A 25,540-nucleotide genomic window follows, 5' to 3' on the forward strand; every position below is an offset into this window, starting at 1 on the left:
GACATCACCGGTTCGGCGTCTCACCCTCGTCGGAGATCTGCGAGGGGCGGCCCACGATCTGCGGATCCGGGGCATGAGCGATCAGTGCGTCCTTGCCTGGATAGTCGAACCTCGCGAGAACACACCTCATCGCTTCCAGCCGCGCGCGCTTCTTGTCGTTCGACCGGATGACGAGCCACGGGAGTGCCGTGGTGTCCGTGCGGACGAACATCGCCTCCTTCGCCGCGGTGTAGTCCGCCCACCTGTCGACGCTCGCCAGGTCGGTGGCGCTGAGCTTCCACTGCTTGACGGGATCCTCGCCGCGCTGCGCGAATCGGCGCCGCTGCTCGGCCTCGCCGACCGAGAACCACAGCTTGATGAGGCGGATCCCCGAGCCGACGAGCATGCGCTCGAACTCCGGAACCGTCTGGATGAACTCCTCGTACTCGGCCGACGAGCAGTACCCCATGACCCTCTCGACGCCCGCGCGGTTGTACCAGGATCGATCCATCAGCACGATCTCGCCGCCGGACGGCAGGTGCGCCACGTAGCGCTGGAAGTACCACTGCGTCCGCTCGACATCGGTCGGCTTCTCGAGGGCGACGACCCTCGCACCCCGAGGGTTCAGGTGTTCCATGAAGCGCTTGATCGCACCGCCTTTGCCCGCAGCGTCCCTCCCCTCGAACAAGACGAGAACCCGCGCGGATGAGGCCTTGATGTGCGCTTGGAGTTTGAGGAGTTCGATCTGCAACAGGCGCTTCTCGCGCTCATACGCCGTGTGGGCGAGCTTGCGCGCGTACGGGTCGTCCTGCTGCCACTTCGTCGAGTGCAACTCCGATTCGGGTAAGCGGCTCATCACGTCCCCTCCCGGGCGCTCCCCGGATCCTGTGAGTCACGAGGCAAGCGCAGGTGGCCGCGGCGGGGAGTCGGCCACCTGCGCCGTCATGGACCTGGTGTTATCTCGTCAATCACCAGGAAGCTCAACCGTTAGTAACATATCACCATCTATAGCGATACTCCGGAATGGTCTCAGCGCCCCACGCCGTCGTCGCCGCACGGACGAGGTCGCATTCCCGGCTATCGTTCACACATGGGAACGATCCAGTACGGCAACGGCGACGCGATCCACATCGAGGACCGCGCGCTCGCACATCTGAAGGTGGTCATCGCCACGAAGCTGCGACGCAACGAGAGCTTCACCCTGTCCTGGCGTCACCCTGACGGCGACGCCCCCGGCCGCTCGACCATCTGGCTGCACCCGTCGATTCCGCTGCGTTTCACGTTCGACGAACCCGAGGCGCCTCAGCTGAACCCGAAGTGGGTTCAGGATCTCATGCACTCGGCGAGCTCGACCGGTGGGATCAGCCTCATCGATGAGGTCGTCGATGCACCGCAGACCGACGGAGAGGGCTGACCACTCCGAGAAACCGGGGCGACGCTGTACGCGTCAGCCCGACTTCCACACGGAGAGCAACTGCCACCCCTCCGGAACCTGCGACTCGAGCGCGGCCATGTCGGCACCCTCGATCTCGCGGATGCCGTCGCGACGCAGGAACTTGCCCTCGACGGATCGCATCGATCCGGCCTTCTCCATCGTCGCCATGGCCGACACCAGGTCCCATCCCGCAGGCGCCTGGGCGGTGAGCTGTGCACGGACCTCGGCGAGATCTTCGCCTTTGAGGGTGACACTGTGGGCCTCGAGCGGGCGAATCAGTCCGTGGAGCATCAGACCAGCCTAGGGCGAGGGGCGAAAGTCCGTGTGACGCTCCCGCCCTCGCACCGGCGTGAGCTCTTCGCATCGAAGCACGTCGATGGACGGAAAACAGAGTTGTGTTGAGCCGACTACGGGACTCGAACCCGTAACCCCCGTATTACAAGTACGGTGCGCTACCAATTGCGCCAAGTCGGCGGATGCCATCCACCAGCTTAGCGATGGCATCGACCCCGGTTCGAATTACGGGGCAGGCGTTGTGGTCGGTGTAGGCGTCGGCGTGGCGCGCGACGCGTCGCTCGCCACGCTGAGCACGAACTGCGAGAACTCGGCCGGGTCGTCGAGAGCACCGACGTAAGCCTCTCCGTTGGCGACCACCATCGGAGCCGACTGCAGGACCAGATCCTTGGAACCGGCGAGCGGTCCGTCCAGCGCGCGCGTGGTGGCTTCCTTCGCCCAGCTGACGAAGTCGCCGTTCTCGATGCACGACCGCACGGCCTTGGTGTTGTCGGTACCGACGGCCGCGGCGAGGTTCGCGAGCTCTTCGTCGGACATGCCGTCGCTGCCGACCTCGGGCTGGTTGTCCAGCAGGTCGTGGTTGAACGCGTAGAACTGCGCGGGCGAGTGCGTGGCGACACAGGCCGCTGCCGCCGCCGAACGCAGCGAGTACTTGGTGCCGTTCGAGCTCGCGGTGAGAAGAGCGACCGGGTGGTAGCTGACCGTGACCGCGCCCTCGCTGATCCAGCCGGCGAACTGACGGGCGTTGGCCCGTTCGAACTTTCCGGCGTCCGGAGACAAGTAGTCGACGTAGACATGGATGTCGACCTTCTCGGAGGTCGTCGACTGGGGGGTGGGCTCGGTCGAGGCTCCTGCATCGGTCGGTTCTGCCGAGGGCGTCGCCGGGACCTCGTCAGATCCCGCGACCGCGGTGATGTCGGTGACGACCACGCCGTCCGACTCCATTCCCGTCGGGGTGAGCTTCGGCTTGGAGACCTGGGCCGACACCGCAAGGGTCACTGCGGTGCCGATCGCCCCCACTGCGACGACGGCGACGGCACCGATGATGATCCGTCGCATGAGGCGCGCCCTCGACTGCTGGGCGTGCACTTTCTGAGCCTTCTCCCGCACGGCCTCGCGAGAATTGCGAGGTGTGGGGACGTTCGGCGTTTCGTCGCTCGACATCGTTCCTCTTGTGAGTCTGCGGGGGTCCGGGTTGGCCCCGACCGCCGCTGAGCGACGATCGCCGCTGGGCGCGGCCGAGTTCGATGCTAACCAGTGAGGCTGAGAAATACCCAGGTACCGCTGTTCATGTCATACTGATTTCGACCCAAAGACGGGTCACGGTGGCTCATCCCACCGCTTCATCACTACGGATCGTCCGGCACGTACCTGCCGGTGAAGGAGAAACACAATGGCATCTGTGACTTTCGACGAAGCCACCCGCCTGTACCCCGGTGGAACCCGTCCGGCCGTCGACAAGCTGAACCTCGAGGTCGGTGACGGAGAGTTCCTCGTCCTCGTCGGTCCTTCCGGTTGCGGTAAGTCCACGTCCCTGCGCATGCTCGCCGGCCTCGAAGAGGTCAACGCCGGCCGCATCCTCATCGGCGACCGCGACGTGACCGACGTCCCGCCGAAGGACCGCGACATCGCGATGGTCTTCCAGAACTACGCCCTGTACCCGCACATGACCGTCGCCGAGAACATGGGCTTCGCGCTCAAGATCGCCGGTGTCGGCAAGGAAGAGCGCGCCGCTCGCGTGCTCGAGGCCGCGAAGCTCCTCGACCTCGAGCCCTACCTGACCCGCAAGCCGAAGGCCCTCTCGGGTGGCCAGCGTCAGCGTGTCGCCATGGGCCGTGCGATCGTGCGTCAGCCGCAGGTGTTCCTCATGGACGAGCCGCTGTCGAACCTCGACGCCAAGCTCCGCGTCCAGACCCGTACGCAGATCGCATCGCTGCAGCGTCGTCTCGGCGTCACCACGGTCTACGTCACCCACGACCAGACCGAGGCGCTGACCATGGGCGACCGCATCGCGGTCCTCAAGGACGGTCTGCTCCAGCAGGTCGGCTCGCCCCGCGACCTGTACGAGAAGCCGAACAACGTCTTCGTCGCCGGCTTCATCGGATCGCCCGCGATGAACCTGTTCTCGGCCGACCTCGCCGAGGGCGGCATCCGCTTCGGCACCGAGGTCGTCCCGCTCGACCGCGACACCGTCGGCCGCGCCAACGGTTCGCAGGTCACCGTCGGTGTCCGTCCGGAGGACATCGTCGTCGGCCCCGCCGACGGCAAGGGCCTCTCGGTCACGGTCGACCTCGTCGAAGAGCTCGGCGCCGACGGCTACCTCTACGGCCACACCGAGATCAACGGCAAGCGCGCCGACCTCGTCGCCCGCGTCGACGGTCGCAACCACCCGAACGCCGGCGAGACCGTCACGCTCGCCGCCTCCGCCGGCCACGTGCACGCGTTCGACATCGAGTCGGGTGACCGTCTGAACGACAAGCCGGTCGTCTCCGCCTGATCGGATCCACAGACGCGGCGCAGGCTGACCTCGGTCACCTGCGCCGCGTCTCTTTTTCCTCTTCGCACGCCACCAGGAGCATCATGCAGGATTCGCTGCGGATCACCGCAAGCAAGGTCGATCCGGGACTGCTCGCGCTCCCCTGGTCCACCACGCTCGCCAAGTGGCCGTCCGAGCACATCGTCTCGCTCCCGAAGGGGCTCTCCCGCCACCTCGTGCGGTTCGCCGACCTCTCGGGTCGCGTCGTCGCCGTCAAGGAGACCACCGCCGAGATGGCGCAGCGCGAGTACGACATGCTGGGCAACCTCGCCCGGCTCGACGTACCGTGCGTCGACCGCGTCGCCGTCATCGCCGGGCGCACCGATGCCCACGGCACTCCCCTCCCCGCAGCGCTGGTCACCTCGCACCTGCGCTTCTCGATGCCGTACCGCGCGCTGTTCACGCGCGTCCTGCGCCCGGACACCGCCAACCGTCTGGTCGACGCGCTCGCACTGCTGCTGGTGCGCCTGCACAACGTCGGCTTCTACTGGGGCGACGTCTCCCTGTCAAACACCCTCTTCCGTCGTGATGCCGGAGCCTTCGCCGCGTACCTCGTCGACGCGGAGACCGGAGAGCTGCACGAAGAGGGACTCACCGACGGGCAGCGCGCCTACGACCTCGACCTCGCTCGAACGAACATCGCCGGCGAGATCATGGACCTCGCCGCGGGAGGGCGGCTAGAGCACGGGGTGGATGCCGTCGCCATCGCCGACGGCATCGTGTCGTCCTACCGCTCGCTGTGGGCCGAGCTCACCGCACAGGAGTCCTTCTCCGCCGCCGAGACGTGGCGCATCACCGAGCGTGTCGAACGGCTCAACGCCCTCGGATTCGACATCGATGAGATGTCGATGTCGACCACCGCCGACGGCACCGTCGTGGAGATCCAGCCGAAGGTCGTGGATGCCGGCCACCACCAGCGGCGGCTCATCCGCCTCACCGGGCTCGATGTCGAGGAGAACCAGGCACGACGCCTGCTCAACGACCTCGACGAGTTCCGCGCCCGCTCGACCAAGCAATGGGCGGACGAGGAGATGTACGCGCACGAATGGCTCACCCGCGTGTTCGAGCCGGTCGTGCGCGCGATCCCCTACGAGCTGCGCGCCAAGCTCGAGCCCGCAGAGGTGTTCCACCAGGTGCTCGAGCACCGCTGGTACCTGTCTCAGGCGGAAGGACGCTCGATCCCCCTCGCCGAGGTGCTCACGAGCTACATCAACGAGGTGCTGCGCCACCGACGCGACGAAGCCACCATCATGGGGCCACCCACCGAGACGATGAGCCTTCCGGTCATCACCGGCATGACCCCGGTGGCCGACGAGGATGACGACATCGACTGGCGCGACCTGGTCTGACCCCCTCGCTCCCCTCGCTCCCCCCTCTCCCCCACTCCCCCTACGAGGGTTGCCGTCGAGTGCGGGAGCGTCGAGTGCACGGGTTGTCGTCGAGTGCACCGCCTGTTGACGCCCGCAAGCCGTGCACTCGGCGAGATCACGTGCTCTCGACGCGGCCCGGCGGGGGTGGGGGCGGGAGGAGAGAGGGGGGAGTGGGGGTCAGTAGCCGACGGTGAAACGCTCGCGGTGGTGGTTGCCCTGCTCGATCTCGTCGACCACTGCGACGGCGAAATCGGCACCGGAGATGTACGACTTACCCTCGGCATCGCGGACGATCACATCGCCGCCGTCGCGATAGTGACCGGTGCGTTCGCCCTCCGCCCACGGGCCGAACACCTCGGCCGGATGGATGAAGAACCAGTCCAGACCCGCATCGGTCGCCTCGAGGAGAGCGAGGGAGTCGATGCCGACCTGCGCCTCATGTTTGTACTCCTCCGGGAAGCCCTGATCGAACAGACGCGGGCCTCCGGGCGCCACCAGGCTTCCTCCGGCACCGCCGACCACGCCGAGACGGGTGTTCGTGCCGGCGATCTGCTCGACGACATTCGACAGCGCCTCCAGCGCGCGGTCTTCCATGTCACCACGCGGCGAGAGCGCCGACACGACCGCATCCGCACCGATGAAGGCGTCGGCGAGGGGCGCGAGGTCGAGGGCGGAGCCCTGCAGATACGCGGCTCCTGCCACCGGATCGGTCGGCTCCGAACGCGAGATCGCGATCACGGCATGGCCACGGCTCACCGCCTCGGTGACGATGTGGCGGCCGGCGTAGCCGGTTCCTCCGAGCACGGTGATGCGAGCCATGGTCAGCCTTCCCTCGGACGGTCTAGTTCTTCTTCGCGGCGCGGAGCGACGCGACCTGATACAACGCGACAGACGTCGCGATACCGGCGTTCAGCGACTCGGTGGCGGCGGAGATCGGAATCGAGACGATCTGATCGCAGGTCTCGGAGACCAGTCGCGACAGGCCCTTGCCCTCAGAGCCGACCACGATCACGACGGGACGGTCGGCCAGTTGCAGCTCGGGAAGCGACACATCGCCGTCGCCGTCGAGGCCGAGCACGAAAACACCCTGCTTCTTGAACTCCTTGAGCTGCGTGGTGAGGTTGGTCGCCAGTGCCACGGGAGTGCGGGCGACGGCTCCGGCGCTGGTCTTCCAGGCCGCCGAGTTGACTCCCGCCGAGCGGCGCTGGGGAAGGATGATGCCGTGGCCGCCGAACGCCGCGGTGGAGCGGATGATCGCGCCGAGGTTGCGCGGGTCGGTGATGCCGTCGAGCGCGACGAACAGCGGGACCTCGCCGCGGTCGATGACCTGCTCGAGCAGGTCCTGCGGGTGCGCGTACTCGTACGGGGGCACCTTGATCGCGACACCCTGGTGGACGCCGTCGAAACCGGCCATGCGGTCGAGTTCCGGACGCGTGACCTCGAGCACGGGGATTCCCCGGTGCGTCGCGATCGAGAGCATCTCCTTCACGCGGTCATCCATCTCGACACGCTGCGCGATGTAGAACGCCGTCGCCGGGATCTTCGCCCGCAACGCCTCGAGGACCGAGTTGCGACCGGTGACGTTCTCGGTGTCGTCTCCTGCCTTGGCCTTCGGGGCACGGTTCGACCCGCCACCCGAGCCTGGACGGCTGCCTCCGGGACGGCCCTTGCCGCCCGTCGCTGCCGCGTAGCGTTCGGCCGCGGCCTTGCGCTTGCCCGCCGGGTGCCAGGCGCGGTCCTCCGCCTTCGGCGTCGGTCCCCGCCCCTCGAGCGCCTTGCGCCCGAGTCCGCCGGTGCCCTTGGTCGGGCCCTTCTTGTTTCCCTTGCTCGCGCCGGGGCGCCCTGGCTTAGCCATCGATACTCCAATGAGTTCCGGCCGGAGTGTCCTCCAGCGTGATTCCTGCGGCGGCGATCGCGTCACGGATGCGATCCGCCGCCGCCCAGTCCTTGTCAGCGCGCGCCTGGGCGCGCTGGGTGATCATCGTCTGGACGAGGGCGTCCAGAGCGGTTTCCGACGCGTCGGTCTTCGCATCGGATGTGGGCGTCAGGCCGAGGACAGAAGTCATCGCCAGCACAGCCCTCAGCGCATCGAGCGCGGCTTCCGCCTCGCCAGCGTCGAGCGCCGAGTTGCCCGCACGCACCGTCTCGTGCAGCACGGCGAGAGCCTGGGGCACGCCGAGGTCGTCGTCCATCGCCGCCGCGAACGCCTCCGGGAGACTCTGCGAGTCGAAGACCCCGATGCCACCCCCGGCGACGCGTTCGGCACGCTGCTGGAAGGTGCTGATCCGGCTGAGAGCCGCCTCGGCCTCGGCCCACGACGAGTCGCCGAGGTCGAGGCTCGACCGGTAATGGGCGGCGGCGAGCGCGTAGCGCACCACCAGCGGATCGTGCGCGGCCAGCACATCGGCCGCCAAGGTGAAGTTCCCGAGCGACTTCGACATCTTCTGACCGTCGACGGTCACGAGCCCGTTGTGCACCCAGTAGCGCGCGAAGCCGTCACCTGCTGCCGTCGACTGCGCGAGCTCGTTCTCGTGGTGGGGGAAGCGCAGGTCGAGCCCTCCGCCGTGGATGTCGAATTCTGCGCCGAGATAGCGTTTCGACATCGCGGAGCACTCGATGTGCCATCCGGGTCGCCCCGCACCCCAGGGCGACGCCCAGGTCGCATCAGCCGGCTCTTCGGGCTTGCTGCCTTTCCAGAGCGCGAAGTCCTGCGGATTGCGCTTGCCCCGGGGGTCGGCATCCTCCGCGGCCTCCATGGCATCGAGGGACTGATGGGTGAGCGATCCGTACTCGGACCAGGAGCGCACGTCGAAGTACACGTCTCCGGACCCGTCCGGTGCGGGGTACGCGTGGCCGCGTTCGATCAGCAGTGCGATGAGCTCCTGCATCTGCGGCACGGACGCCGTGGCCCTGGGCTCGTACGTCGGGGCCAGGATGCCGACGCCCGCGTAGGCCGCGGTGAACTCCTGCTCCATCCGGTATGCCAGCGCCCACCACGGCTCGGAGGCCGTCGCGTTCGCGAGCACCTTGTCGTCGATGTCGGTGACGTTGCGCACGAACGTGACCCGACCGTGTCGGTACTCGAGCCAGCGACGCAGCAGATCGAAGCTCAGCGCGGCCCGGACGTGCCCGATGTGGGGGCCGGACTGCACCGTGGGTCCACACACGTACATCGTGATGTTCTCGGGATCGAGAGGCACGAAGTCGCGCAGCTGCTGTGCGCGGGTGTCGTAGAGGCGGACTGTCACCGCTCAAGCCTACTCGGGGACTGCTGAGCGCCAGCCCTCGCGTGACGATTCGCCATCCGATGTGACGATCTGGAGGCCGATCGGGAGGCTCCTCCGCGGATCATCAGCCTTCTGTGCGGCCGGTGGGGAGCACAGTTGCGATCGCCGTCACCGCGATGCCCTCTCCCCGACCGGGGAACCCGAGCCGGTCGGTCGTCGTCGCGGTCACCGACACCGGAGCGCCCAGAACAGCGGACAGCACCCCCTCGGCCTCCGCCCGTCGAGGACTGAAACGCGGCCGATTGCCCTGGAACTGCACCGACACGTTGCCGATCTCGAACCCGGCTTCGGAGAGCAGCGCGCGGGTGCGGGCGAGGAAGACGTCCGCGTGCGCTCCGGCGTACTCGGGGTGCGAGGTGCCGAAATGCTCCCCGATGTCGCCCAGCCCCGCGGCCCCCAGGAGGGCGTCCACGATCGCATGAGAGACGGCATCTCCGTCCGAATGACCGGAGAGGGGCCGCTCCCCCACCCACTCGAGACCGGCGAGCCAGAGGTTCCCATCGCCCCCGAAGGCATGGACATCGGTGCCGATGCCCACGCGGGGGATGCCCGTTGCCGCGGCGACCGCGCCGAGCAGGTGCCGAGCCCGTTCGAGGTCGGCGGGCGTGGTGATCTTGAAAGCGCGCTCGGAACCGGGGATGTGCCGCACGACGTGGCCGGCGGCCGCGAACAGGGCGGCATCGTCGGTGTACTCGATGCCATTGTCGCGGGCAGCGGCGTACGCGGCCTCGAGCAATGCCCTCGGGAACCCCTGCGGCGTCTGCGCCGCAGCGAGCTCGGAACGGTCGACGGCAGCGACGACGGCACCGTCGACCACCTTCTTGAGAGTGTCGACGACGGGCAGCGCCGGGATGACGCCGACCTCTGCCGTCACCGCCGCGGCGACGGCATCGATCTGCGTCGGAGGGGTGAGAGCGCGCGCTGCATCGTGCACCAGTACCGTCTCGACGTCACCCCAGAGCGCGGCGAGACCCGCTGCCACCGACTGCTGCCTGGTCGCACCACCGGTGACCACGCGGCCGAGCTCGGCTCGTTCACCGGCAGCTTCACGCAGTTCCGTCTCGGCGTCGCCCTCCAGTCCTTCCGGGGCGACCACGACGACCTGGGCCGGGGTCGCAGCGAAGACGCCGTCGAGCGCGTGACGCAGAACGGAACGTGCGTCGATGCCGACGAAGGCCTTCGGGGCGCTCGCACCCAGGCGCGTGCCTGAGCCGGCTGCCACCACGATGATCGCTGTGTGCGGGACGGGGAGGATGGTCACAACATCACGTTACCGGCGAAGACGACGAAAGGCGGGTGCCGAAGCACCCGCCTTCCAACGTGAAAGAGCTCAGGACGCGAGGACCTCGTCGAGCAGTGCGCCCGCCTTGTCCTCGTCAGTCTTCTCGGCGAGCGCCAGCTCGGAGATGAGGATCTGACGAGCCTTCGCCAGCATCCGCTTCTCACCCGCGGAGAGTCCGCGGTCCTGATCGCGACGCCACAGGTCGCGAACGACCTCGCTCACCTTGATCACATCGCCGGAGGCGAGCTTCTCGAGGTTCGCCTTGTACCGGCGCGACCAGTTCGTGGGCTCTTCTGTGAAGGGTGCTCGCAGCACCTCGAAAACATGATCGAGGCCTTCCTTGCCGATGACGTCGCGAACGCCGACCAGGTCGACATTCTCCGCAGGAACCTCGATGATGAGATCGCCCTGGGTGACGTTGAGCTTCAGGTATTTCTTCGCCTCACCCTTGATGATGCGCTCCTTGACCTCGATGATGGTCGCAGCGCCATGGTGGGGATAGACGACGGTCTCGCCAACCTCAAAAAGCATAAAAACGTGTCCTTTCGGCAACCTCAAGGATACCACAGGGCACATGCGCTAAGGTTCGCGCCCCCAGGGCCGCAGGCGCCCTCACGACTTACGCATAGAATGGATGCGGATATCCCCGCCGGACCTCAGGAGGACCCGTGAAATCGCGCCTTGTTGCGTCTGCAGCCCTCAGCTCCCTCGTTCTGCTCGGCGCCACCGGGTGCACGTTCATCACCCCCCAGTCGACGAAGATCGAGTACGCGGCCTCCGACGGCGTGAACATCTCCGACGCCGACGGCCCGATCGACGTGCGCAACGCCCTCGTCATCGCGACCGAAGACGGTTCGGTCGGCAACCTGATCGCCGCGATCGTCAACCCCACCGACGAGAAGGCCACCCTGACGGTCACCGTCGAGGGCGTCGACCCGTTCACCATCACGGTTCCCGCACGCGGCAGCATCAGCCTCGGCGCCGACGAGGAGCCGCTGCGCATCGACGGTCTCGACACGAAGCCGGGCGCGACGGTCGAGATCCACTTCCAGTCGGGCGACTCGACCGGCGTCAAGAGCGACGTCCCCGTCCTCGACGGATCGCTCCCCTACTACGCCGACCTGGTTCCCACCGAGAAGGTCGCCACGCCGCAGCCCACGCCGCTGCCGACCGACACGGCCGCCCCGGCGCCGTCGAACTGACGCACCACCGCATCGAGAAGAGGCCGGCACCCTGCGGGGTGCCGGCCTCTTCTCCGTTGCGTCCGAGGATCAGCCTTCGAACCGGTACCCCAGACCACGCACGGTGACGAGCATGACCGGCTCGCTCGGGTTCTCCTCGATGCGCGAGCGGATCCGCTTGATGTGCACATCGAGCGTCTTGGTGTCGCCGAAGTAGTCGCTTCCCCAGACTCGGTCGATGAGCTGTCCGCGGGTCAGGACGCGGCCGGAGTTGCGCATCAACACCTCGAGCAGCTCGAACTCCTTCAGCGGCATGTTGATCTGAGCGCCGGCGACGGAGACGGTGTGCCGGTCGATGTCCAGCGAGACCCGCCCACCGTCGAGCACACGCTCGTCGAGCTCGCCGTCGGCCTGCACGACACGGCGCAGCACGGCGCGCATGCGTGCGAGCAGCTCGCGGGATGAATAGGGCTTCGTGATGTAGTCGTCGGCGCCGAGCTCGAGGCCCACGACGATGTCCACCTCCGAGTCCTTGGCCGTGAGCATGATGATGGGCACGGCAGAGGTCGACCGGATCTGGCGGCACACCTCGGTGCCCGGCATCCCCGGAAGCATGAGGTCGAGCAGCACGATGTCGGCGCCGCGCTCGCGGAAGGCCGCGAGGGCACCCGGGCCGTCCTCCGCGATCTCCACCTCGTAGCCCTCACGCCGGAGCAGGTAGGCGAGCGGGTCGGCGAGGTCGGGCTCGTCTTCGACGAGAAGGATTCGGGTCATGCTCTCTCTCCGTTTCGAACGCGCGCCGATGCGGCGGCCTTGGCCGCTTTGCGCGCACGCTTCTTCTTGCTCTTCTTGCCCGCGTCGAGGTTGTCGGGGGCATCGATCCGGGGAAGTCGGATCGTGAACGTCGATCCGCGGCCCGGACGGGACCACAGTCGCACCTCGCCGCCGTGTCGCTGGGTGGCGTGCTTGACGATGGAGAGACCGAGCCCGGTGCCTCCGGTGCGCCGGGAGCGGGCCTCGTCTGCCCGGTAGAACCGTTCGAAGATGCGCTCGCGATCGGCTTCGGCGATGCCGATGCCCTGGTCGGACACCGCGATCTCGACCACTCCGGCCTCCGCCCGCACGCCGACTCCGACGCGGGAGCCGCGGGGCGAGTAGACGATCGCATTCGCGATCAGGTTGCCGACCGCCTCGATCAGGATCTGCGCGTCACCACGCACGAACACGCCGCGGTCGCCGCCCCTGGCGAGTTCGACGCCCGCGGAGTCGGCCTGCACGACGTGCGCCTCGATGGAGGACGCGATCACCTCGTCGATCGCGACGGGCCCGACCTTGGTCAGGCCGTCCTCCGCCTGAAGCCGGGACAGGCTCATGATGCGTCCGGTGAGCTGCCCGAGTCGCCCGGCCTCCGCCGAGATGCGTGCGGCGAAGATCCGCACCTGGGCGGGATCGTCGGCGGCCGACTCGATGGCCTCGGCGAGAAGGCTCACGGCGCCCACGGGAGTCTTCAGCTCGTGACTCGTGTTCGCCACGAAGTCCCGACGCATCTGGTCGAGTCGCTCCTGCTCCGTGACGTCGCGGATGATCAGCAGCACCAGGCGGGTGCCGATGACGCTGGCACGGGCCGAGACCAGACGAGGGTCGAGACTCAGCCCCCCGCGCGTGATGCGCATCGACTCGGTGACGGAGCCGCCGGCTTCCCGGACGCCGCGTACCAACTGGCGGAGCTCCGGGTGGTCGAGGGTCGAGCCGACCTCGATGCCGAAACGGGTCGCGGCCTGCGACGAGGCGAGCACGAGGCCGGAGGTGTCGACGATCGCCGCGGCGTCGTCCATGCTGTGCAGGACATCGGTGATGCCGGCCGGAATCGCCAACGACGTCTCTTCCTGCACCCGTGCCCGCGCCCGGTATGCCCACACCACGAGAAGGGAGAGGCCGACGCCGATCACCAGCCCGATGGCGAGCGAAGACAGCGCGAGCTGCGGCAAGGTCATGACATAAGCGTAGAGTGCGTTCACCGTCCGTCCGGCGGGTTTCCGCGCCCTGGCGGGAACAGGAGAAGTACTATTCACGTGCTGGGCACCGTTCGTTAACCTTCGAAGCAGACAATCGCTTCGGGCTTGTGCGGGAGCACAGACCTGCTCTCGTGCGGACGACCCGCCGTCTCGTGCTGCCATAGCCGAGATCCGAATGAAAGGTTGCGCCCCAACATGCGCGAAGTCTTCCACCAGTCCCTCGAGGACCTTCAGAACCGCCTCGTCGAGATCGCCGACCTCGTCACGGTCTCGATCGACAAGGCCACCAGGGCCTTCGCGACGAGCGACGTGGCCCTGGCCGAAGAGGTCATCGCCGACGACGCGAAGATCGACGAGCTGGCCGTCGCCCTCGACGAGCAGGCCATCGAGATCCTCGCCCGGCAGCAGCCCGTCGCCCGCGACCTGCGCATCGTCGTCACGGCTCTGCGCGTGAGCGCCTCGCTCGAGCGGATGGGCGACATGTCGGAGCACATCGCCCAGCTCGCCCGCCTCCGCTTTCCCGAGCGCGCCATCCCGAAGGGCCTCAAGGGCACCTTCGTGAAGATGGGCGAGCTCGACGTCGAGGTCGCGCGCACGCTCTCCGAGCTGCTGCGCACCCAGGACCTGCGTTTCGCCGACGCCATCCGCAACGCGGACGACGACGTCGACGAGCTGCACGCCACCGTCTTCGAGAAGGTGCTCAGCGACAACTGGAAGGGCGAGGCCACGGCGACCGTCGATGCCACACTCGCCAGCCGCTACCACGAGCGCTTCGCGGACCACGCCGTGGCCGTCGCGAAGAAGGTCGTCTACCTCGCCACGGGCGATTGGGCGGTCGAGGAGGAGGACATCCCCCTGGCCGTCGAGCAGCAGGAGCTCGGCCAGCAGGAGTTCGGCCACGCCTGACCCGCACGTCGAGAAACGTCGAAGCCCCCGATGCGTGTGCATCGGGGGCTTCGACGTTGGGAGCGGAAGCTCTTACTTCTTGCCCTGTGCCGCGACGGCGGCGGCACCGGCGGCGGCGGCCTCGGGGTCGAGGTAACGGCCCGGCCCGGTGGGGACGTTGTTCTCATCCAGCTCGTAGACGAGCGGGATGCCGGTCGGGATGTTCAGCTCGGCGATGTCGTCGTCGCTGATGCCCTCGAGGTGCTTCACGAGACCGCGCAGCGAGTTGCCGTGCGCGGTGACGAGCACCGTCTTGCCTGCCTCGAGGTCGGGGACGATCGCGCTCTCCCAGTACGGCAGCAGACGGTCGATGACGAGCTTGAGCGACTCGGTGCGCGGCACTTCGCCGTCGATCCCCGCGTAGCGGACATCGTTCACCTGGCTGAACTCGCTCTCGTCGTCGAGCACGGGCGGCGGCACGTCGAAAGAGCGGCGCCAGAGCTGGAACTGCTCGGGACCGAACTCCTCGAGGGTCTGCGCCTTGTCCTTGCCCTGGAGCGCCCCGTAGTGGCGCTCGTTGAGGCGCCAGGAGCGGGTCACCGGGATCCACAGGCGGTCCGCGGCATCGAGGGCGATGTTCGCGGTCTGGATCGCGCGGCTCAGCAGCGAGGTGTGCAGCACGTCGGGGAGGATGCCGGATTCTGCCAGCAGCTCGCCACCGCGGCGGGCCTCCTTCTCGCCCTGCTCGTTGAGGCGGACGTCCACCCAACCGGTGAACAGGTTCAGTTCGTTCCACTCGCTCCGGCCGTGGCGGAGCAGGATGAGGGTGCGCGTCGCAGTCATGCCGTCAGTTTATCCGTCCGGGGCACGGCACCCGAGTCGGATGCTGGGAGGATGGAGACATGGCGTCATCTCCCCTCGGCCGGCCGACCCGCGGCACCACGGGGACGAACCGGCTGCGACGCAATGACCGCTGGATCGCGGCGAGCGCTGCGCTGCGCCGGGCATCCGACCCGCTGGTCGTCGATCTCGGCTACGGCGCCAGCGGCGTCACCGCCTTCGAGCTCGCGACACGCCTGGTCCGGGTGCGCGACGACGTCGAGGTGCGTGGCCTGGAGATCGACCCTGCGCGCGTCGCGACAGCCGACGCCCAACTCGCCGAGGTGCGCGCCGGGCGGACTCCCTTCGCTCCCCACCTGCCCGTGTCCTTCGCACGCGGTGGCTTCGAGGTTCCCCTCCCCGCCGGACGCTCGGCTGCGGTGATCCGGGCGATGAACGTGCTGCGGCAGTACGACGAGCAGGATGTTCCGGATGCCTGGTCCCGCATGGCATCGCGCCTGGCTCCCGACGGTCTGCTGTTCGAGGGCACCTGCGACGAGATCGGCCGCGTGTCGAGCTGGATCGATGTCGACGCCCACGCGGCTCCCCTGCGCTTCACGATCTCGCTGCGTCTCGCCGATCTGGAACACCCCAGCATCGTCGCCGAGCGTCTGCCGAAGGCGTTGATCCACCGCAACGTCCCGGGCGAGCGCATCCATTCCCTGCTCGTCGACCTCGATCGGGAGTGGGACCGCGCGGCTCCTCTGTCGACGTTCGGCGCCACGCAGCGCTTCCTCGCCGCCGTGGGCGCTCTTCGGGACCAGGGCTGGCCGGTGCTCGGCGGGCGCACACGATGGCGACTGGGCGAGCTCACGCTGCCCTGGGCAGCGGTCGCTCCGCTCTCGGACTGAGCTCAGCTTCCGGAATCGCGCGGATCCGGTGCCGTGGGCCGTCGTGACAGACGGGTGAGGCGCGGGATGTCTGCCGTGGCACCTGCATCCGCCGGCACGATCACCTGCTGCGAGGCGGCGATGTCGATGCCGTCGACGCGCACCACGAGGTCGCCGACCGGAGCCCGTCGAGACAGGATGGCGAGCGCGATCGGACCGTCTTCGTGATGACGCGCGACCGAGGTGAGGCGTCCGACTTCGTCGTCGCCGGCGAAGACCGCGGCACCGGGCTCGGGCAGGATCGCATCGCTGCCGTCGAGGTGGAGCGCGGCCAGACGACGGGGCGGGTGCCCGAGGTTGTGGACCTTGGCGACGGTCTCCTGTCCGCGGTAGCAGCCCTTGCTCAGGTGCACCGCGCTGCGGATCCAGTCGGACTCGTGGGGCAGCGAACGCTCGTCGACCTCGGTCGTCCAGCGCGGACGCCAGGCGGCGACACGTAGTGCCTCCGCAGCGAGGAGACCGGCGAGCGCCTCCCGATCGAGAGAGGCGGCGAGAGCGTCGGCGCCCTCCGCGGTGAGGATCACCACCCGCCAGGCGTAGTCGGCAGCCGGATGCTCGACGACCTCGGAGTACTGGTGGCCCCCGACACTGATCTGCTGCCACGGGTCGGCCCAGATGAGGGCGATGCCGTTCGGGGCGAACGCCGCGGCAGTCGCCGTCGCTGCGATGACGCCGCCGTCGATGTATCCGACCAGAACGAGGTCGGAGCGGACGTCGACGGTGGCCTGCGTGCGGAACTTCATGCGCGTCAGCCAGCCGGCGAGCGCTTCGGCGTCGCCGGTGTCGGCGATGAGCCACGTGGATGCGCCGTCGTCGAAGACTCCTGCCGCATGCTCCACCCGGCCCTGCGGGTCGAGCACCAGGAGCTCGGTGCTGTCGCCGGGGGCGAGCCGCCCGACGGCCTGGGACGTGATCGAGTCGAGCCAGCTCAGCCGCTCGGGACCGGCCACCTCGATCACCGTGCGATCACCGAGAGGCGCGAGGGCCGCGCCGTCGGCGAGACGTCGCTGCTCACGGAACGCGTCGCCGAAATGCGCGATCCGGTCGCCGTCGGAGACGACGCCGTCGACCTGGCGGAAGCCGGGCACGTCAGACCTTGGCCAGCCGCGCCGACGCGTGCGAGCGCAGCGGGGTGCCGAGAGCGGCGATGTCCCACGCCCACAGCAGGTGTCCGTCGACGAGGCCGTACATGCGTGACGACGCGGTGTGCACCTTCGCACCGGCGCTGCGCACGACGGCGTCCGAGCCGATGTCGATGCGCGGGCCGTTGATCTCGCCGATGTAGAGCTCGAGGGCGCCGTCTGCGTGCGCGAGGGAGACCTCGATCGGGAATCCGCCGCTGGGCGCGCGCAACTCCTCCACGTCGTCGACCGTGCGGGTGACAGCGGGGGCGGTGGGCGGGAGCAGTGCGGGACCGGCATCGGCGGCCGTCGCCGGGCGCGCGAGGCGCCAGAAGCCCGTCTCCGCGAGCAGTGCCGTCACCGGTGCGCCGTCTTCGGTCAGGAAGGTCGCCGTGCCCGAGTAGTTCAGGAAGGGCCCGCCGTCATGACTGAAGCTGACCCGGTGCGTGAACTCGCCCTGCAGGCGCTCGTCGCCGACCGGGTAGTCGATGACACCAGTGCCCTCCCAGACACCGATCAGCCACGCGAAGGGGACGAGATCGGCCGGGAGGTCGACGGGCAGTTCGAGCATCGTCGCGTCAGCGCTGGCCGCGGAAGAGGTTGCGCAGCACCACGGCCGAGACGAAGACGATAGCGAGGCTCGCAAGGCCCAGCAGGCCGATGAAGAACATTTCGAGCGCCATGAGGTCCATGTGCTCCACCTTACCGCGCCGCGCCGGTGTCAGGACGGGATCAATGCCGCGAGACCGAATCCGACCGAGATGATGCCCATCAGCAGCAGGGCTCCGATCACGCTGCCCGCCACGCGGAAGATGAAACCCTGCGTGCGTCCGTACCAGAGCTGCACCGCGAACGACAGGAGCACGACGCCGCCGAACCCGACCAGCAGCCACGGCACCCGCCACTCCTCGGGCACGAAGATGCCGATCGCGACGGTGGCGACGAAGGCCGTAGCCCAGACGACGAGCACACCGACGAACGCGTTGCGCGGTGCGAGTGCGGGATCCGTCATGTCTCCATTGTTGCGCATCGCTCCCGGTATCATGGCGGCACGACGTCGATCCGCGTCTGTGAGGAGTGCGTGTGGCCCAGGTGCTGGTTCTGACCAACGCTCCGCTCTCCGAGCAGGTGCTCCCCGCGCTCGAGCTGCTGAGCCACCGCGCGCGCCAGATCCCGGCAGAGCCTTCGCAGCTGCTCAGCGCCCCCGACTACGACGTCGTGATCGTCGACGGCCGACACGATCTCGTCGCCGCGAAGTCGCTGTGCCGCGTGTTGCGAACCGCCGGCCAGAATGCGCCGCTGCTGCTCGTCGTCACAGAAGGCGGGATGAGTGCCCTCTCGGGAGACTGGGGCATCGACGACGTCCTCCTCTCCACAGCGGGGCCCGCCGAGATCGACGCCCGGCTCCGTCTCGCCCTCGCGCGACGCGACGAGGTCGCCGAGCCCGCACACGTGCAGGCATCCGGCGTCACGATCGACGAGCAGTCCTACTCCGCCAAGCTGCGCGGAAGGCCGCTGGATCTCACCTATAAGGAGTTCCAGCTGCTGCACTTCCTGGCGACCCACCCTGCCCGTGTGTTCACCCGCGAGCAGCTGCTCAGCGAGGTCTGGGGGTACGACTACTTCGGGGGCACCCGCACGGTCGACGTGCACGTGCGACGACTCAGGGCGAAGCTCGGCGACCAGGAGCAGATCATCGGCACCGTGCGCAACGTCGGCTACCGCTTCAACGTCAACGAGGATGAGGGCCTCGCCAGCGCGGGCTGACGATCGACTCCGTTCACACGCGCGTCACCTCTCGGTGCTTAGATGTACCCCATGATCGATCCCGCACTCGCCGACGCCGGACTGGGTGACGCCGAAGACGACGACTTCGACGCCATCGAGTCCTACGACTCCCAGCTCCCGGACCACCGCTACCTGGATCGCGAGCTCAGCTGGCTCGCCTTCAACCAGCGCGTGCTCGAGCTCGCCGAGGATCCGTCGCTTCCCGAACTCGAACGCGCCAACTTCCTGGCAATCTTCGCGAGCAACCTCGACGAGTTCTTCATGGTGCGTGTCGCCGGCCTCAAGCGCCGCATCATGACCGGCCTCGCGGTGCCCACCAACATCGGCCGCTCCCCCGTCGACGCGCTGGCCGACATCTCGCGCGAGGCACATGCCCTGCAGCTGCGGCATGCCGACGCCTGGACATCGCTCGTGCGTCCGGCCCTGGCCGAATCCGGGGTGGAGATCACCGAGTGGTCCGAGCTCACCGACGGGGAGCGCTCGGCGCTGTCGGAGTACTTCGGGGCCCAGGTCTTCCCGGTCCTGATGCCGCTCGCCGTGGATCCCGCCCACCCGTTCCCCTACATCTCGGGGCTGTCGCTGAACCTCGCGATCCGCATCCGCAACGCCCGCACCGGACGTCAGGAGTTCGCGCGCCTGAAGGTACCGCCCATGCTCCCGCGCTTCGTCGAGGTGCCGGGAGGGGGCGAGATCAAGCGCTTCCTGCGCCTGGAGGAACTCATCGCCAATCACCTGGGCGATCTGTTCCCCGGCATGGAGGTGCTCGACCACCATGCGTTCCGTCTCACCCGCAACGAAGACGTGGAGATCGAGGAGGACGAGAGCGAGAACCTCATCCAGGCGCTCGAGGCCGAGCTGCTGCGCCGACGTTTCGGCCCGCCGATCCGACTCGAGATCACCGACGACATGGACGACGTCACGATGGACCTGCTGGTCCGCGAGCTCGACATCACCGACCTCGAGGTGTACCGGCTCCCCGGGCCGCTCGATCTGCGCGGTCTGTTCGACCTGTCCCGCATCGACCGACCCGACCTGCGGTACCCGCCGCATCTGCCGACCACCGCCGTGGCCTTCCAGCCCGCCGGGTCGAGCACCCGGGCCGACATCTTCAAGGCGATCCGCAAGTCGGACGTGCTGGTGCACCACCCGTACGAGTCGTTCACCACGAGCGTGCAGGCGTTCCTCGAACAGGCCGCCCGCGACCCGCACGTGCTCGCGATCAAGCAGACCCTCTACCGCACCTCCGGCGACAGCCCCATCGTGCAGGCCCTCATCGACGCGGCAGAGGCGGGCAAGCAGGTGCTGGCCCTCGTCGAGGTGAAGGCACGCTTCGACGAGGCGAACAACATCGTCTGGGCGCGCAAGCTCGAGAAGGCCGGTGTGCACGTGGTCTACGGCCTCGTGGGTCTGAAGACCCACTGCAAGCTCGCGCTCGTGATCCGCGAGGAAGACGGCAAGCTGCAGCATTACTCCCACGTGGGCACCGGCAACTACAACCCCAAGACCAGCCGCATCTACGAGGACTTCGGGCTGTTCACCGCAGATGCGCAGGTCGGCAAGGACCTGACGCGACTCTTCAACGAGCTCAGCGGCTACGCGATCGAGAAGAAGTTCAAGCGTCTCCTCGTCGCGCCGCTTCACCTGCGCAAGGGTCTGGTCCGCCAGATCGACGCCGAGCGCAAGAACGCCGAGGCGGGGATTCCCGCGCACATCCGCATCAAGGTGAACTCGATGGTCGACGAGGAGATCATCGATGCGCTCTACCGCGCGAGCGCGGCCGGGGTGAAGGTCGACGTCTGGGTGCGCGGCATCTGCAGCCTGCGCACCGACCTCGACGGCATCAGCGACAACATCACCGTGCGCAGCATCCTCGGCCGATACCTGGAGCACTCGCGCATCTTCGCCTTCGAGAACGGCGGTGACCCCCAGGTGTACATCGGCAGCGCCGACATGATGCACCGCAACCTCGACCGCCGCGTCGAGGCCCTGGTGCGGGTCACCGACCCCGCGCACCTCAAAGAGCTCGGGACCTTCTTCGACCTCGCGATGGACGCCGGCACGACCTCGTGGCACCTCGGCGCGGGAGGGGTCTGGGAACGCCACTCGGTGGATGCCGACGGCAAACCCCTGATCGACCTGCAGGATAAGACCATGGGGCTGATCCAGCGGCGCCGTCGCGCGCGGGCGGTTCGATGAACACGCGGCAACTGCAGCTCCCGGCCGACACGACCAACTCGAAGTGGACGGACAAGGCCGTGTACGCGGCGGGAGCGGTGGTGTGGCGCCTCGTCGAGGGCAAGCTGCGAATCCTGCTGATCCACCGCACGAAGTACCGCGACATCACGCTGCCCAAAGGCAAGGTCGATCCCGGGGAGATGCTCGCCGAGACCGCCGTGCGGGAGGTGCACGAGGAGACCGGCATCAAGGTGTCGCTCGGGGTGTCGGTCGGCGTGAGCCGGTACCACCTGGCCTCCCAGAAGCAGAAGGTCGTGCACTACTGGGCAGCGGAGGCGACGGATGCCGCGATCCGTGAGTCGACGTTCGTCCCCAACCGGGAGATCGCGGCGCTGGAGTGGGTCAGCGTGAAGAAGGCGCGGGCACGCTTGAGCTATCCCGTCGACCTCGAGATCCTCGACTTCTTCTCCAACCTCGTCGACGATGGCGTGCTGCGCACCTTCCCGGTGATCGCGCTACGGCACGCGAAGGCCACTCCTCGTTCGGAGTGGGACGGCTCGGATGCCTCCCGTCCGCTCACCGAGCGCGGGCGCAAGCAGGCGAAGTCGATCGTGGGACCGCTGCGCGCGTTCGGTGTGCGTCGGATCGTGACGAGCGACGCGGTGCGCTGCGTGGAGACCATCACGCCTCTCGCTCGTGCCCTCGATCGCAAACCCGTGAAGACGGAGAAGATGAGTCAGGATGCCTGGGAGGACGGCGAGTCCGACCTGCGATCCGTCGTCGGCCGCCGCATCCGCGCCGGCAAGCCGGCTGTGCTGTGCAGCCACGGCCCGGTACTGCCCGGCCTGCTCTCGGAGATCGCGCTGGCCACCGGCACCATCCAGGGGTCGTATCTCAGCAGCGCCGCAGACCTCGAGCCGGCCGCGTTCTCGGTCGTGCATCTCTCGGCCACGAACCCCGGATCCGGCATCATCGCGATCGAGACGCACGTCCCCAAGGTCTGACGTACCCCTGATTTCTCGCGGGAGCACCCCAGAGAGTCGCCCGTCGTTCACCTGCCGTTCACCTGCTCGGGAGAGTCTCGTTAACCGTCGCCCATAGCGTCACTGTGTGCCCTGCACCGGGCCCCACCCATTCCAGATCGAAGGATCCACAGTGAAGATCTCCCGAATCGCACGAATCGGCGCCATCGGCGCCGTCGCCGCCCTCGCACTCGCCGGCTGCGCCGCGAACGAAGCAGGCACCGGTTCCACCGACGAGCCCACCTCCAACGCTGCAGCCGTCAGCGGCTCCCTGGTGGGCGCTGGCGCCTCCTCGCAGCAGGTCGCCATCCAGGCGTGGACCGCCGAGTTCCAGAAGACCAACCCCGACGCCCAGGTCGAATACGACCCGCAGGGTTCGGGTGGCGGCCGCGAGTCCTTCCAGCAGGGCGCGGTCAACTTCGCCGGCTCCGACCGCGCGTTCAAGACCGACGAGATCTCGGCCGGCGGTTTCGGTGCGTGCGTCGACGGCTCCGACCTCATCGAGATCCCGGCCTACATCTCCCCGATCGCCATCGTCTTCTCGCTCGACGGCGTGGACGAGCTGAACCTCGACGCCGGGACCATCGCGTCGATCTTCGCCGGCAAGATCACCAACTGGAACGACCCGGCGATCGCCAAGGACAACCCCGACGCGAAGCTCCCCGACCTCGCCATCACGCCGGTGCACCGCTCCGACAAGTCGGGCACCACGGGCAACTTCACCGACTACCTCGCGCAGACTGCCGGCGACGTGTGGACCGCAGGCAGCGTCGAGGAGTGGCCGGCCGACCTCGCAGGCGAGTCCGCCGAGAAGACCTCGGGTGTCGCCAACGCCGTCAAGGGCGGACAGGGCCTCATCGGCTACATCGACTCGTCGCAGGCCGCCGACTTCTCGTCGGTCAACGTCAAGGTCGGCGACAAGTTCGTGCCGCACTCGGCCGAGGGTGCAGCCGCCACGCTCGACGCATCGAAGATCGAGGAAGGCCGCACCGACGGCGACCTCGCCTTCGCGATCGACCGCACCACCACCGCTGACGGCGCGTACCCCGTGCTCCTCGTCAGCTACCTCATCGGCTGCGCCGAGTACGAGGACGAGAACGTCGCCGCACTGACCAAGGCGTTCTTCACCACCGCGATCAGCGCTGAGGGCCAGGACGTCGCCGCGACCAACGCCGGCAGCGCCCCGATCTCGGACGACCTGCGCACGCAGGCACAGGCTGCGATCGACCTCATCAAGTGAGCCAGTGACGGTCTCCGGGATGCCACGCGGCATCCCGGAGACCGTCTGCTCGCGTCAGACACCCGATCTCCACTGAGCAGGAAGCAGCTCCCATGACAGCCACGACCTCGCCGGCGTCGACGCGCATCGTCGCGAAGAAGCGCGCCGGTGACCTCTGGTTCTCCGGAACGGCGGTCGCCGCCGGATCCATGATCATGATCACGCTGGCCGCGGTCGCGATCTTCCTCATCGTGCAGTCCATCCCGGCCTTCACCGCCACCGCCGAAGACGCCTCGCTCCTCAAGACGAACTTCTGGGACTACGTCGGCCCGCTCCTCTTCGGCACCGTCTGGGCGGCCTTCCTGGCGCTCCTGCTCGCCGTCCCCCTCTCGCTCGGCGTCGCGCTGTTCATCACGCACTACGCCCCGCGTCGACTCGCTCAGGGCCTGGGCTACGTGGTCGACCTGCTCGCCGCCGTCCCCTCGGTCGTCTTCGGCCTCTGGGGCATCCTGGTCCTCGCACCGGCGGTCCAACCGATCTACGTCTGGCTGAACACCAACGCCTCCTGGATCCCGTTCTTCAGCGGCGTCGTCTCGCCCACCGGCCGCACAATCCTCACCGCAGCCATGGTGCTCGCCGTCATGGTCGTCCCGATCATCACGGCCATCTGCCGCGAGATCTTCCTGCAGACCCCTCGCCTCCACGAAGAGGCCGCCCTCGCCCTCGGCGCCACCCGCTGGGAGATGGTGCGGATGGCCGTGCTCCCCTTCGGCCGCTCCGGCATCGTCTCCGCTTCGATGCTCGGCCTCGGCCGCGCGCTCGGTGAGACCATGGCCGTCGCGATGGTGCTCTCGGTGAGCAAGGCCGTCACCTTCGAGCTGCTCACCTCGACGAACCCCTCCACGATCGCCGCCAACATCGCGCTGACGTTCCCCGAGGCGTACCAGGTCAACATCAACATCCTCATCGCGACCGGTCTGATCCTGTTCGTCGTGACGTTCGCGGTGAACGCTCTCGCACGCTGGTTCGTGAACCGCCGCAAGGAATTCTCGGGAGCGAACTGACATGACCGTTACCGCCCCTGAATCGGCTCGCACGGCGAGCGCGGCTCCCTCGCAGCTCTCGCTCAGCTCGGGACACCTTCCCCGCTGGTCGCCGTGGGCGCTGCTCGCCCTCTCCCTCTTCATCGGTTTCACGCCTTTCGCGCTCGAAGCGCTCGCCAGCGGATCCGACCTGAACATCGCGGGCTCCGTCGTGCTCGGCGCGGTCATCTACCTGGTGCTCATCTACGTGATGTCGCGCATCATCGAAGGCTCCAGGAAGGCGCTCGACCGCCTGATCACCGGAATCGTCACCTCGGCGTTCGCGATCGCGATGGTGCCGCTGGTGTCCGTCGCGATCACGGTGGTCGCCAACGGCGTCGCCCGCTTCGACGGGCTCTTCTTCTCCTCCTCGATGCGCGGAGTGCTCGGTGAGGGCGGCGGTGCCCTGCACGCCATCATCGGCACGCTCCTGGTCACCCTGGCCGCAGCGATCATCTCCATCCCGATCGGTCTGATGACGGCCGTGTACCTGGTCGAATACGGGAAGGGCGGGCGCATGGCCCGCACCATCACGTTCCTCGTCGACGTCATGACCGGGATCCCCTCGATCGTCGCGGGTCTGTTCGCCTACGCCGTGTTCGCGCTGATCTTCGGACCGGGTGTGCGCATGGGCATCGCGGGTTCCGTGGCCCTGGCCGTGCTCATGATCCCGGTCGTCGTACGCTCCACCGAGGAGATGCTGCGACTGGTGCCGAACGAGCTGCGCGAAGCCTCGTACGCGCTCGGGGTGCCGAAATGGCTCACGATCGTCAAGGTGGTCCTCCCGACCTCGATCGCCGGAATCACGACGGGTGTCATGCTCGCCATCTCCCGCGTGATCGGCGAGACCGCGCCGCTGCTGCTGACGGCCGGCTTCACCGACGCGATGAACTACAACCTCTTCAGCGGGCGCATGCAGACCCTCCCGGTGTTCACGTACTCGCAGTACGCGTACCAGGGCATCCCCGCTGAGGCATACGTGGAGCGGGCCTGGGCCGCAGCCCTGACGCTCATCATCATCGTCATGCTGCTCAACCTGATCGCGCGGCTCGTCGCGAAGATCTTCGCACCCAAGACCGGCCGCTGAGCCTCGACCCGAC

Annotated in this window: 26 protein-coding genes and 1 tRNA gene; 12 read left to right on the forward strand and 15 right to left on the reverse strand. The window is 68.0% G+C overall.

Annotated elements, in window-relative coordinates; translation table 11 throughout:
- Nucleotides 1-4: 4 nt before the first annotated feature.
- Nucleotides 5-835, reverse strand: a complete 831-nt coding sequence (gene ppk2, locus ACIQLD_RS06720) for a polyphosphate kinase 2 (protein WP_402606521.1) — start codon at nt 833-835, stop codon at nt 5-7.
- Between the two features lie 234 nt (nt 836-1,069).
- Between ppk2 and ACIQLD_RS06725 the strand changes: the two genes are divergently transcribed.
- Nucleotides 1,070-1,393, forward strand: coding sequence for a hypothetical protein (locus ACIQLD_RS06725; RefSeq protein ID WP_402606524.1), 324 nt, complete (start codon nt 1,070-1,072; stop codon nt 1,391-1,393).
- A 33-nt stretch (nt 1,394-1,426) separates the two neighbouring features.
- On the opposite strand, the gene ACIQLD_RS06730 is transcribed toward ACIQLD_RS06725, so the two are convergent.
- From ACIQLD_RS06730 to ACIQLD_RS06740, 3 genes are all read right to left on the reverse strand, one after another.
- Nucleotides 1,427-1,705 (reverse strand): hypothetical protein, encoded by a 279-nt coding sequence (locus ACIQLD_RS06730; protein WP_402606527.1) that lies wholly within the window; start codon nt 1,703-1,705, stop codon nt 1,427-1,429.
- Nucleotides 1,706-1,815: 110 nt separating this feature from the next.
- A tRNA-Thr gene (locus tag ACIQLD_RS06735) sits at nt 1,816-1,888 on the reverse strand.
- Nucleotides 1,889-1,933: 45 nt separating this feature from the next.
- A complete protein-coding gene (locus tag ACIQLD_RS06740; protein ID WP_402606530.1) occupies nt 1,934-2,872 on the reverse strand; it encodes a DsbA family protein in 939 nt (312 codons plus the stop codon).
- A 229-nt stretch (nt 2,873-3,101) separates the two neighbouring features.
- Between ACIQLD_RS06740 and ACIQLD_RS06745 the strand changes: the two genes are divergently transcribed.
- A complete protein-coding gene (locus ACIQLD_RS06745; RefSeq protein WP_021199080.1) occupies nt 3,102-4,205 on the forward strand; it encodes an ABC transporter ATP-binding protein in 1,104 nt (367 codons plus the stop codon).
- 83 nt (nt 4,206-4,288) lie between these two features.
- Nucleotides 4,289-5,593, forward strand: coding sequence for a DUF4032 domain-containing protein (locus tag ACIQLD_RS06750; RefSeq protein ID WP_402606532.1), 1,305 nt, complete (start codon nt 4,289-4,291; stop codon nt 5,591-5,593).
- 198 nt (nt 5,594-5,791) lie between these two features.
- Here the strand turns inward: ACIQLD_RS06750 and ACIQLD_RS06755 are convergent, their stop codons facing one another.
- The 5 genes from ACIQLD_RS06755 to ACIQLD_RS06775 all read right to left on the reverse strand — a co-directional run bounded on the left by ACIQLD_RS06755 (nt 5,792) and on the right by ACIQLD_RS06775 (nt 10,714).
- Nucleotides 5,792-6,433, reverse strand: a complete 642-nt coding sequence (locus tag ACIQLD_RS06755) for an NAD(P)-dependent oxidoreductase (RefSeq protein ID WP_402606535.1) — start codon at nt 6,431-6,433, stop codon at nt 5,792-5,794.
- Between the two features lie 22 nt (nt 6,434-6,455).
- The gene (rlmB, locus tag ACIQLD_RS06760) at nt 6,456-7,469 is read right to left on the reverse strand and encodes a 23S rRNA (guanosine(2251)-2'-O)-methyltransferase RlmB (protein ID WP_402606538.1); all 1,014 of its coding nucleotides are present in this window, start codon (nt 7,467-7,469) and stop codon (nt 6,456-6,458) included.
- Complete coding sequence (gene cysS, locus ACIQLD_RS06765) at nt 7,462-8,862, reverse strand: cysteine--tRNA ligase (protein WP_402606540.1); 1,401 nt, start codon at nt 8,860-8,862, stop codon at nt 7,462-7,464. Before cysS ends, rlmB begins: the two co-directional genes overlap by 8 nt.
- Nucleotides 8,863-8,965: 103 nt before the next feature.
- Nucleotides 8,966-10,162 carry a 2-C-methyl-D-erythritol 4-phosphate cytidylyltransferase gene (gene ispD, locus ACIQLD_RS06770; protein WP_402606542.1) on the reverse strand — a complete coding sequence of 399 codons (1,197 nt, stop codon included), beginning with the start codon at nt 10,160-10,162 and terminating at the stop codon, nt 8,966-8,968.
- A gap of 69 nt (nt 10,163-10,231) precedes the next feature.
- On the reverse strand, nt 10,232-10,714 hold the full coding sequence (locus tag ACIQLD_RS06775) for a CarD family transcriptional regulator (RefSeq protein WP_017201416.1): 483 nt from the start codon (nt 10,712-10,714) through the stop codon (nt 10,232-10,234).
- Nucleotides 10,715-10,851: 137 nt separating this feature from the next.
- Here ACIQLD_RS06775 and ACIQLD_RS06780 point away from each other — a divergent pair, with 137 nt between their 5' ends.
- Nucleotides 10,852-11,385 carry a DNA modification methylase gene (locus tag ACIQLD_RS06780; protein ID WP_402606544.1) on the forward strand — a complete coding sequence of 178 codons (534 nt, stop codon included), beginning with the start codon at nt 10,852-10,854 and terminating at the stop codon, nt 11,383-11,385.
- Nucleotides 11,386-11,454: 69 nt separating this feature from the next.
- On the opposite strand, the gene ACIQLD_RS06785 is transcribed toward ACIQLD_RS06780, so the two are convergent.
- Together ACIQLD_RS06785 and ACIQLD_RS06790 are read right to left on the reverse strand one after the other, a co-directional pair.
- On the reverse strand, nt 11,455-12,138 hold the full coding sequence (locus ACIQLD_RS06785) for a response regulator transcription factor (protein WP_045263359.1): 684 nt from the start codon (nt 12,136-12,138) through the stop codon (nt 11,455-11,457).
- On the reverse strand, nt 12,135-13,358 hold the full coding sequence (locus ACIQLD_RS06790; RefSeq protein ID WP_402606547.1) for a sensor histidine kinase: 1,224 nt from the start codon (nt 13,356-13,358) through the stop codon (nt 12,135-12,137). Before ACIQLD_RS06790 ends, ACIQLD_RS06785 begins: the two co-directional genes overlap by 4 nt.
- Nucleotides 13,359-13,574: 216 nt before the next feature.
- Between ACIQLD_RS06790 and phoU the strand changes: the two genes are divergently transcribed.
- The gene (phoU, locus tag ACIQLD_RS06795; protein WP_021199093.1) at nt 13,575-14,285 is read left to right on the forward strand and encodes a phosphate signaling complex protein PhoU; all 711 of its coding nucleotides are present in this window, start codon (nt 13,575-13,577) and stop codon (nt 14,283-14,285) included.
- 72 nt (nt 14,286-14,357) lie between these two features.
- On the opposite strand, the gene ACIQLD_RS06800 is transcribed toward phoU, so the two are convergent.
- Entirely contained in the window at nt 14,358-15,107 is a 750-nt protein-coding gene (locus ACIQLD_RS06800; RefSeq protein ID WP_267415512.1) for a phosphoglyceromutase, read from the reverse strand.
- A 59-nt stretch (nt 15,108-15,166) separates the two neighbouring features.
- On the opposite strand from ACIQLD_RS06800, the gene ACIQLD_RS06805 reads away from it, so the two are divergent.
- Nucleotides 15,167-15,994, forward strand: coding sequence for a class I SAM-dependent methyltransferase (locus ACIQLD_RS06805; protein ID WP_402606550.1), 828 nt, complete (start codon nt 15,167-15,169; stop codon nt 15,992-15,994).
- A 2-nt stretch (nt 15,995-15,996) separates the two neighbouring features.
- Here the strand turns inward: ACIQLD_RS06805 and ACIQLD_RS06810 are convergent, their stop codons facing one another.
- From ACIQLD_RS06810 to ACIQLD_RS06820, 3 genes are all read right to left on the reverse strand, one after another.
- A complete protein-coding gene (locus tag ACIQLD_RS06810) occupies nt 15,997-17,121 on the reverse strand; it encodes a YgfZ/GcvT domain-containing protein (protein ID WP_402606552.1) in 1,125 nt (374 codons plus the stop codon).
- Between the two features lies 1 nt (nt 17,122).
- On the reverse strand, nt 17,123-17,725 hold the full coding sequence (locus ACIQLD_RS06815) for an FABP family protein (protein WP_402606554.1): 603 nt from the start codon (nt 17,723-17,725) through the stop codon (nt 17,123-17,125).
- A 150-nt stretch (nt 17,726-17,875) separates the two neighbouring features.
- Nucleotides 17,876-18,166 carry a hypothetical protein gene (locus ACIQLD_RS06820; protein ID WP_402606556.1) on the reverse strand — a complete coding sequence of 97 codons (291 nt, stop codon included), beginning with the start codon at nt 18,164-18,166 and terminating at the stop codon, nt 17,876-17,878.
- 71 nt (nt 18,167-18,237) lie between these two features.
- Between ACIQLD_RS06820 and ACIQLD_RS06825 the strand changes: the two genes are divergently transcribed.
- The 6 genes from ACIQLD_RS06825 to pstA all read left to right on the forward strand — a co-directional run bounded on the left by ACIQLD_RS06825 (nt 18,238) and on the right by pstA (nt 25,527).
- On the forward strand, nt 18,238-18,921 hold the full coding sequence (locus ACIQLD_RS06825; protein ID WP_402606559.1) for a winged-helix domain-containing protein: 684 nt from the start codon (nt 18,238-18,240) through the stop codon (nt 18,919-18,921).
- A gap of 51 nt (nt 18,922-18,972) precedes the next feature.
- On the forward strand, nt 18,973-21,138 hold the full coding sequence (locus ACIQLD_RS06830; RefSeq protein ID WP_402606561.1) for an RNA degradosome polyphosphate kinase: 2,166 nt from the start codon (nt 18,973-18,975) through the stop codon (nt 21,136-21,138).
- On the forward strand, nt 21,135-22,121 hold the full coding sequence (locus tag ACIQLD_RS06835; RefSeq protein ID WP_402606563.1) for an NUDIX domain-containing protein: 987 nt from the start codon (nt 21,135-21,137) through the stop codon (nt 22,119-22,121). The genes ACIQLD_RS06830 and ACIQLD_RS06835 overlap by 4 nt, the downstream gene beginning before the upstream one ends.
- Before the next feature lie 151 nt (nt 22,122-22,272).
- Nucleotides 22,273-23,379 carry a phosphate ABC transporter substrate-binding protein PstS gene (pstS, locus tag ACIQLD_RS06840; RefSeq protein WP_402606565.1) on the forward strand — a complete coding sequence of 369 codons (1,107 nt, stop codon included), beginning with the start codon at nt 22,273-22,275 and terminating at the stop codon, nt 23,377-23,379.
- A 92-nt stretch (nt 23,380-23,471) separates the two neighbouring features.
- Nucleotides 23,472-24,422 carry a phosphate ABC transporter permease subunit PstC gene (pstC, locus tag ACIQLD_RS06845; protein ID WP_387177757.1) on the forward strand — a complete coding sequence of 317 codons (951 nt, stop codon included), beginning with the start codon at nt 23,472-23,474 and terminating at the stop codon, nt 24,420-24,422.
- Nucleotide 24,423: 1 nt separating this feature from the next.
- Complete coding sequence (gene pstA, locus ACIQLD_RS06850; protein WP_402606568.1) at nt 24,424-25,527, forward strand: phosphate ABC transporter permease PstA; 1,104 nt, start codon at nt 24,424-24,426, stop codon at nt 25,525-25,527.
- Nucleotides 25,528-25,540: the final 13 nt, after the last annotated feature.

The sequence above is a fragment of the Microbacterium sp. NPDC091662 genome (genome assembly GCF_044756705.1).
GTDB lineage: Bacteria > Actinomycetota > Actinomycetes > Actinomycetales > Microbacteriaceae > Microbacterium.

Coding starts and splice junctions, on each gene's coding strand:
- ACIQLD_RS06830 (WP_402606561.1), top strand. CDS start 18,973: ATGATCGATCCCGCACTCGCCGACGCCGGACTGGGTGACGCCGAAGAC.
- ACIQLD_RS06755 (WP_402606535.1), bottom strand. CDS start 6,433: ATGGCTCGCATCACCGTGCTCGGAGGAACCGGCTACGCCGGCCGCCAC.
- ACIQLD_RS06730 (WP_402606527.1), bottom strand. CDS start 1,705: ATGCTCCACGGACTGATTCGCCCGCTCGAGGCCCACAGTGTCACCCTC.
- rlmB (WP_402606538.1), bottom strand. CDS start 7,469: ATGGCTAAGCCAGGGCGCCCCGGCGCGAGCAAGGGAAACAAGAAGGGC.
- ACIQLD_RS06750 (WP_402606532.1), top strand. CDS start 4,289: ATGCAGGATTCGCTGCGGATCACCGCAAGCAAGGTCGATCCGGGACTG.
- pstC (WP_387177757.1), top strand. CDS start 23,472: ATGACAGCCACGACCTCGCCGGCGTCGACGCGCATCGTCGCGAAGAAG.
- ACIQLD_RS06725 (WP_402606524.1), top strand. CDS start 1,070: ATGGGAACGATCCAGTACGGCAACGGCGACGCGATCCACATCGAGGAC.
- ACIQLD_RS06805 (WP_402606550.1), top strand. CDS start 15,167: ATGGCGTCATCTCCCCTCGGCCGGCCGACCCGCGGCACCACGGGGACG.
- ppk2 (WP_402606521.1), bottom strand. CDS start 835: ATGAGCCGCTTACCCGAATCGGAGTTGCACTCGACGAAGTGGCAGCAG.
- ACIQLD_RS06775 (WP_017201416.1), bottom strand. CDS start 10,714: ATGCTTTTTGAGGTTGGCGAGACCGTCGTCTATCCCCACCATGGCGCT.
- ACIQLD_RS06790 (WP_402606547.1), bottom strand. CDS start 13,358: ATGACCTTGCCGCAGCTCGCGCTGTCTTCGCTCGCCATCGGGCTGGTG.
- ACIQLD_RS06745 (WP_021199080.1), top strand. CDS start 3,102: ATGGCATCTGTGACTTTCGACGAAGCCACCCGCCTGTACCCCGGTGGA.
- ACIQLD_RS06835 (WP_402606563.1), top strand. CDS start 21,135: ATGAACACGCGGCAACTGCAGCTCCCGGCCGACACGACCAACTCGAAG.
- ACIQLD_RS06785 (WP_045263359.1), bottom strand. CDS start 12,138: ATGACCCGAATCCTTCTCGTCGAAGACGAGCCCGACCTCGCCGACCCG.
- ACIQLD_RS06820 (WP_402606556.1), bottom strand. CDS start 18,166: ATGACGGATCCCGCACTCGCACCGCGCAACGCGTTCGTCGGTGTGCTC.
- pstA (WP_402606568.1), top strand. CDS start 24,424: ATGACCGTTACCGCCCCTGAATCGGCTCGCACGGCGAGCGCGGCTCCC.
- ACIQLD_RS06740 (WP_402606530.1), bottom strand. CDS start 2,872: ATGTCGAGCGACGAAACGCCGAACGTCCCCACACCTCGCAATTCTCGC.
- phoU (WP_021199093.1), top strand. CDS start 13,575: ATGCGCGAAGTCTTCCACCAGTCCCTCGAGGACCTTCAGAACCGCCTC.
- ACIQLD_RS06815 (WP_402606554.1), bottom strand. CDS start 17,725: ATGCTCGAACTGCCCGTCGACCTCCCGGCCGATCTCGTCCCCTTCGCG.
- ACIQLD_RS06800 (WP_267415512.1), bottom strand. CDS start 15,107: ATGACTGCGACGCGCACCCTCATCCTGCTCCGCCACGGCCGGAGCGAG.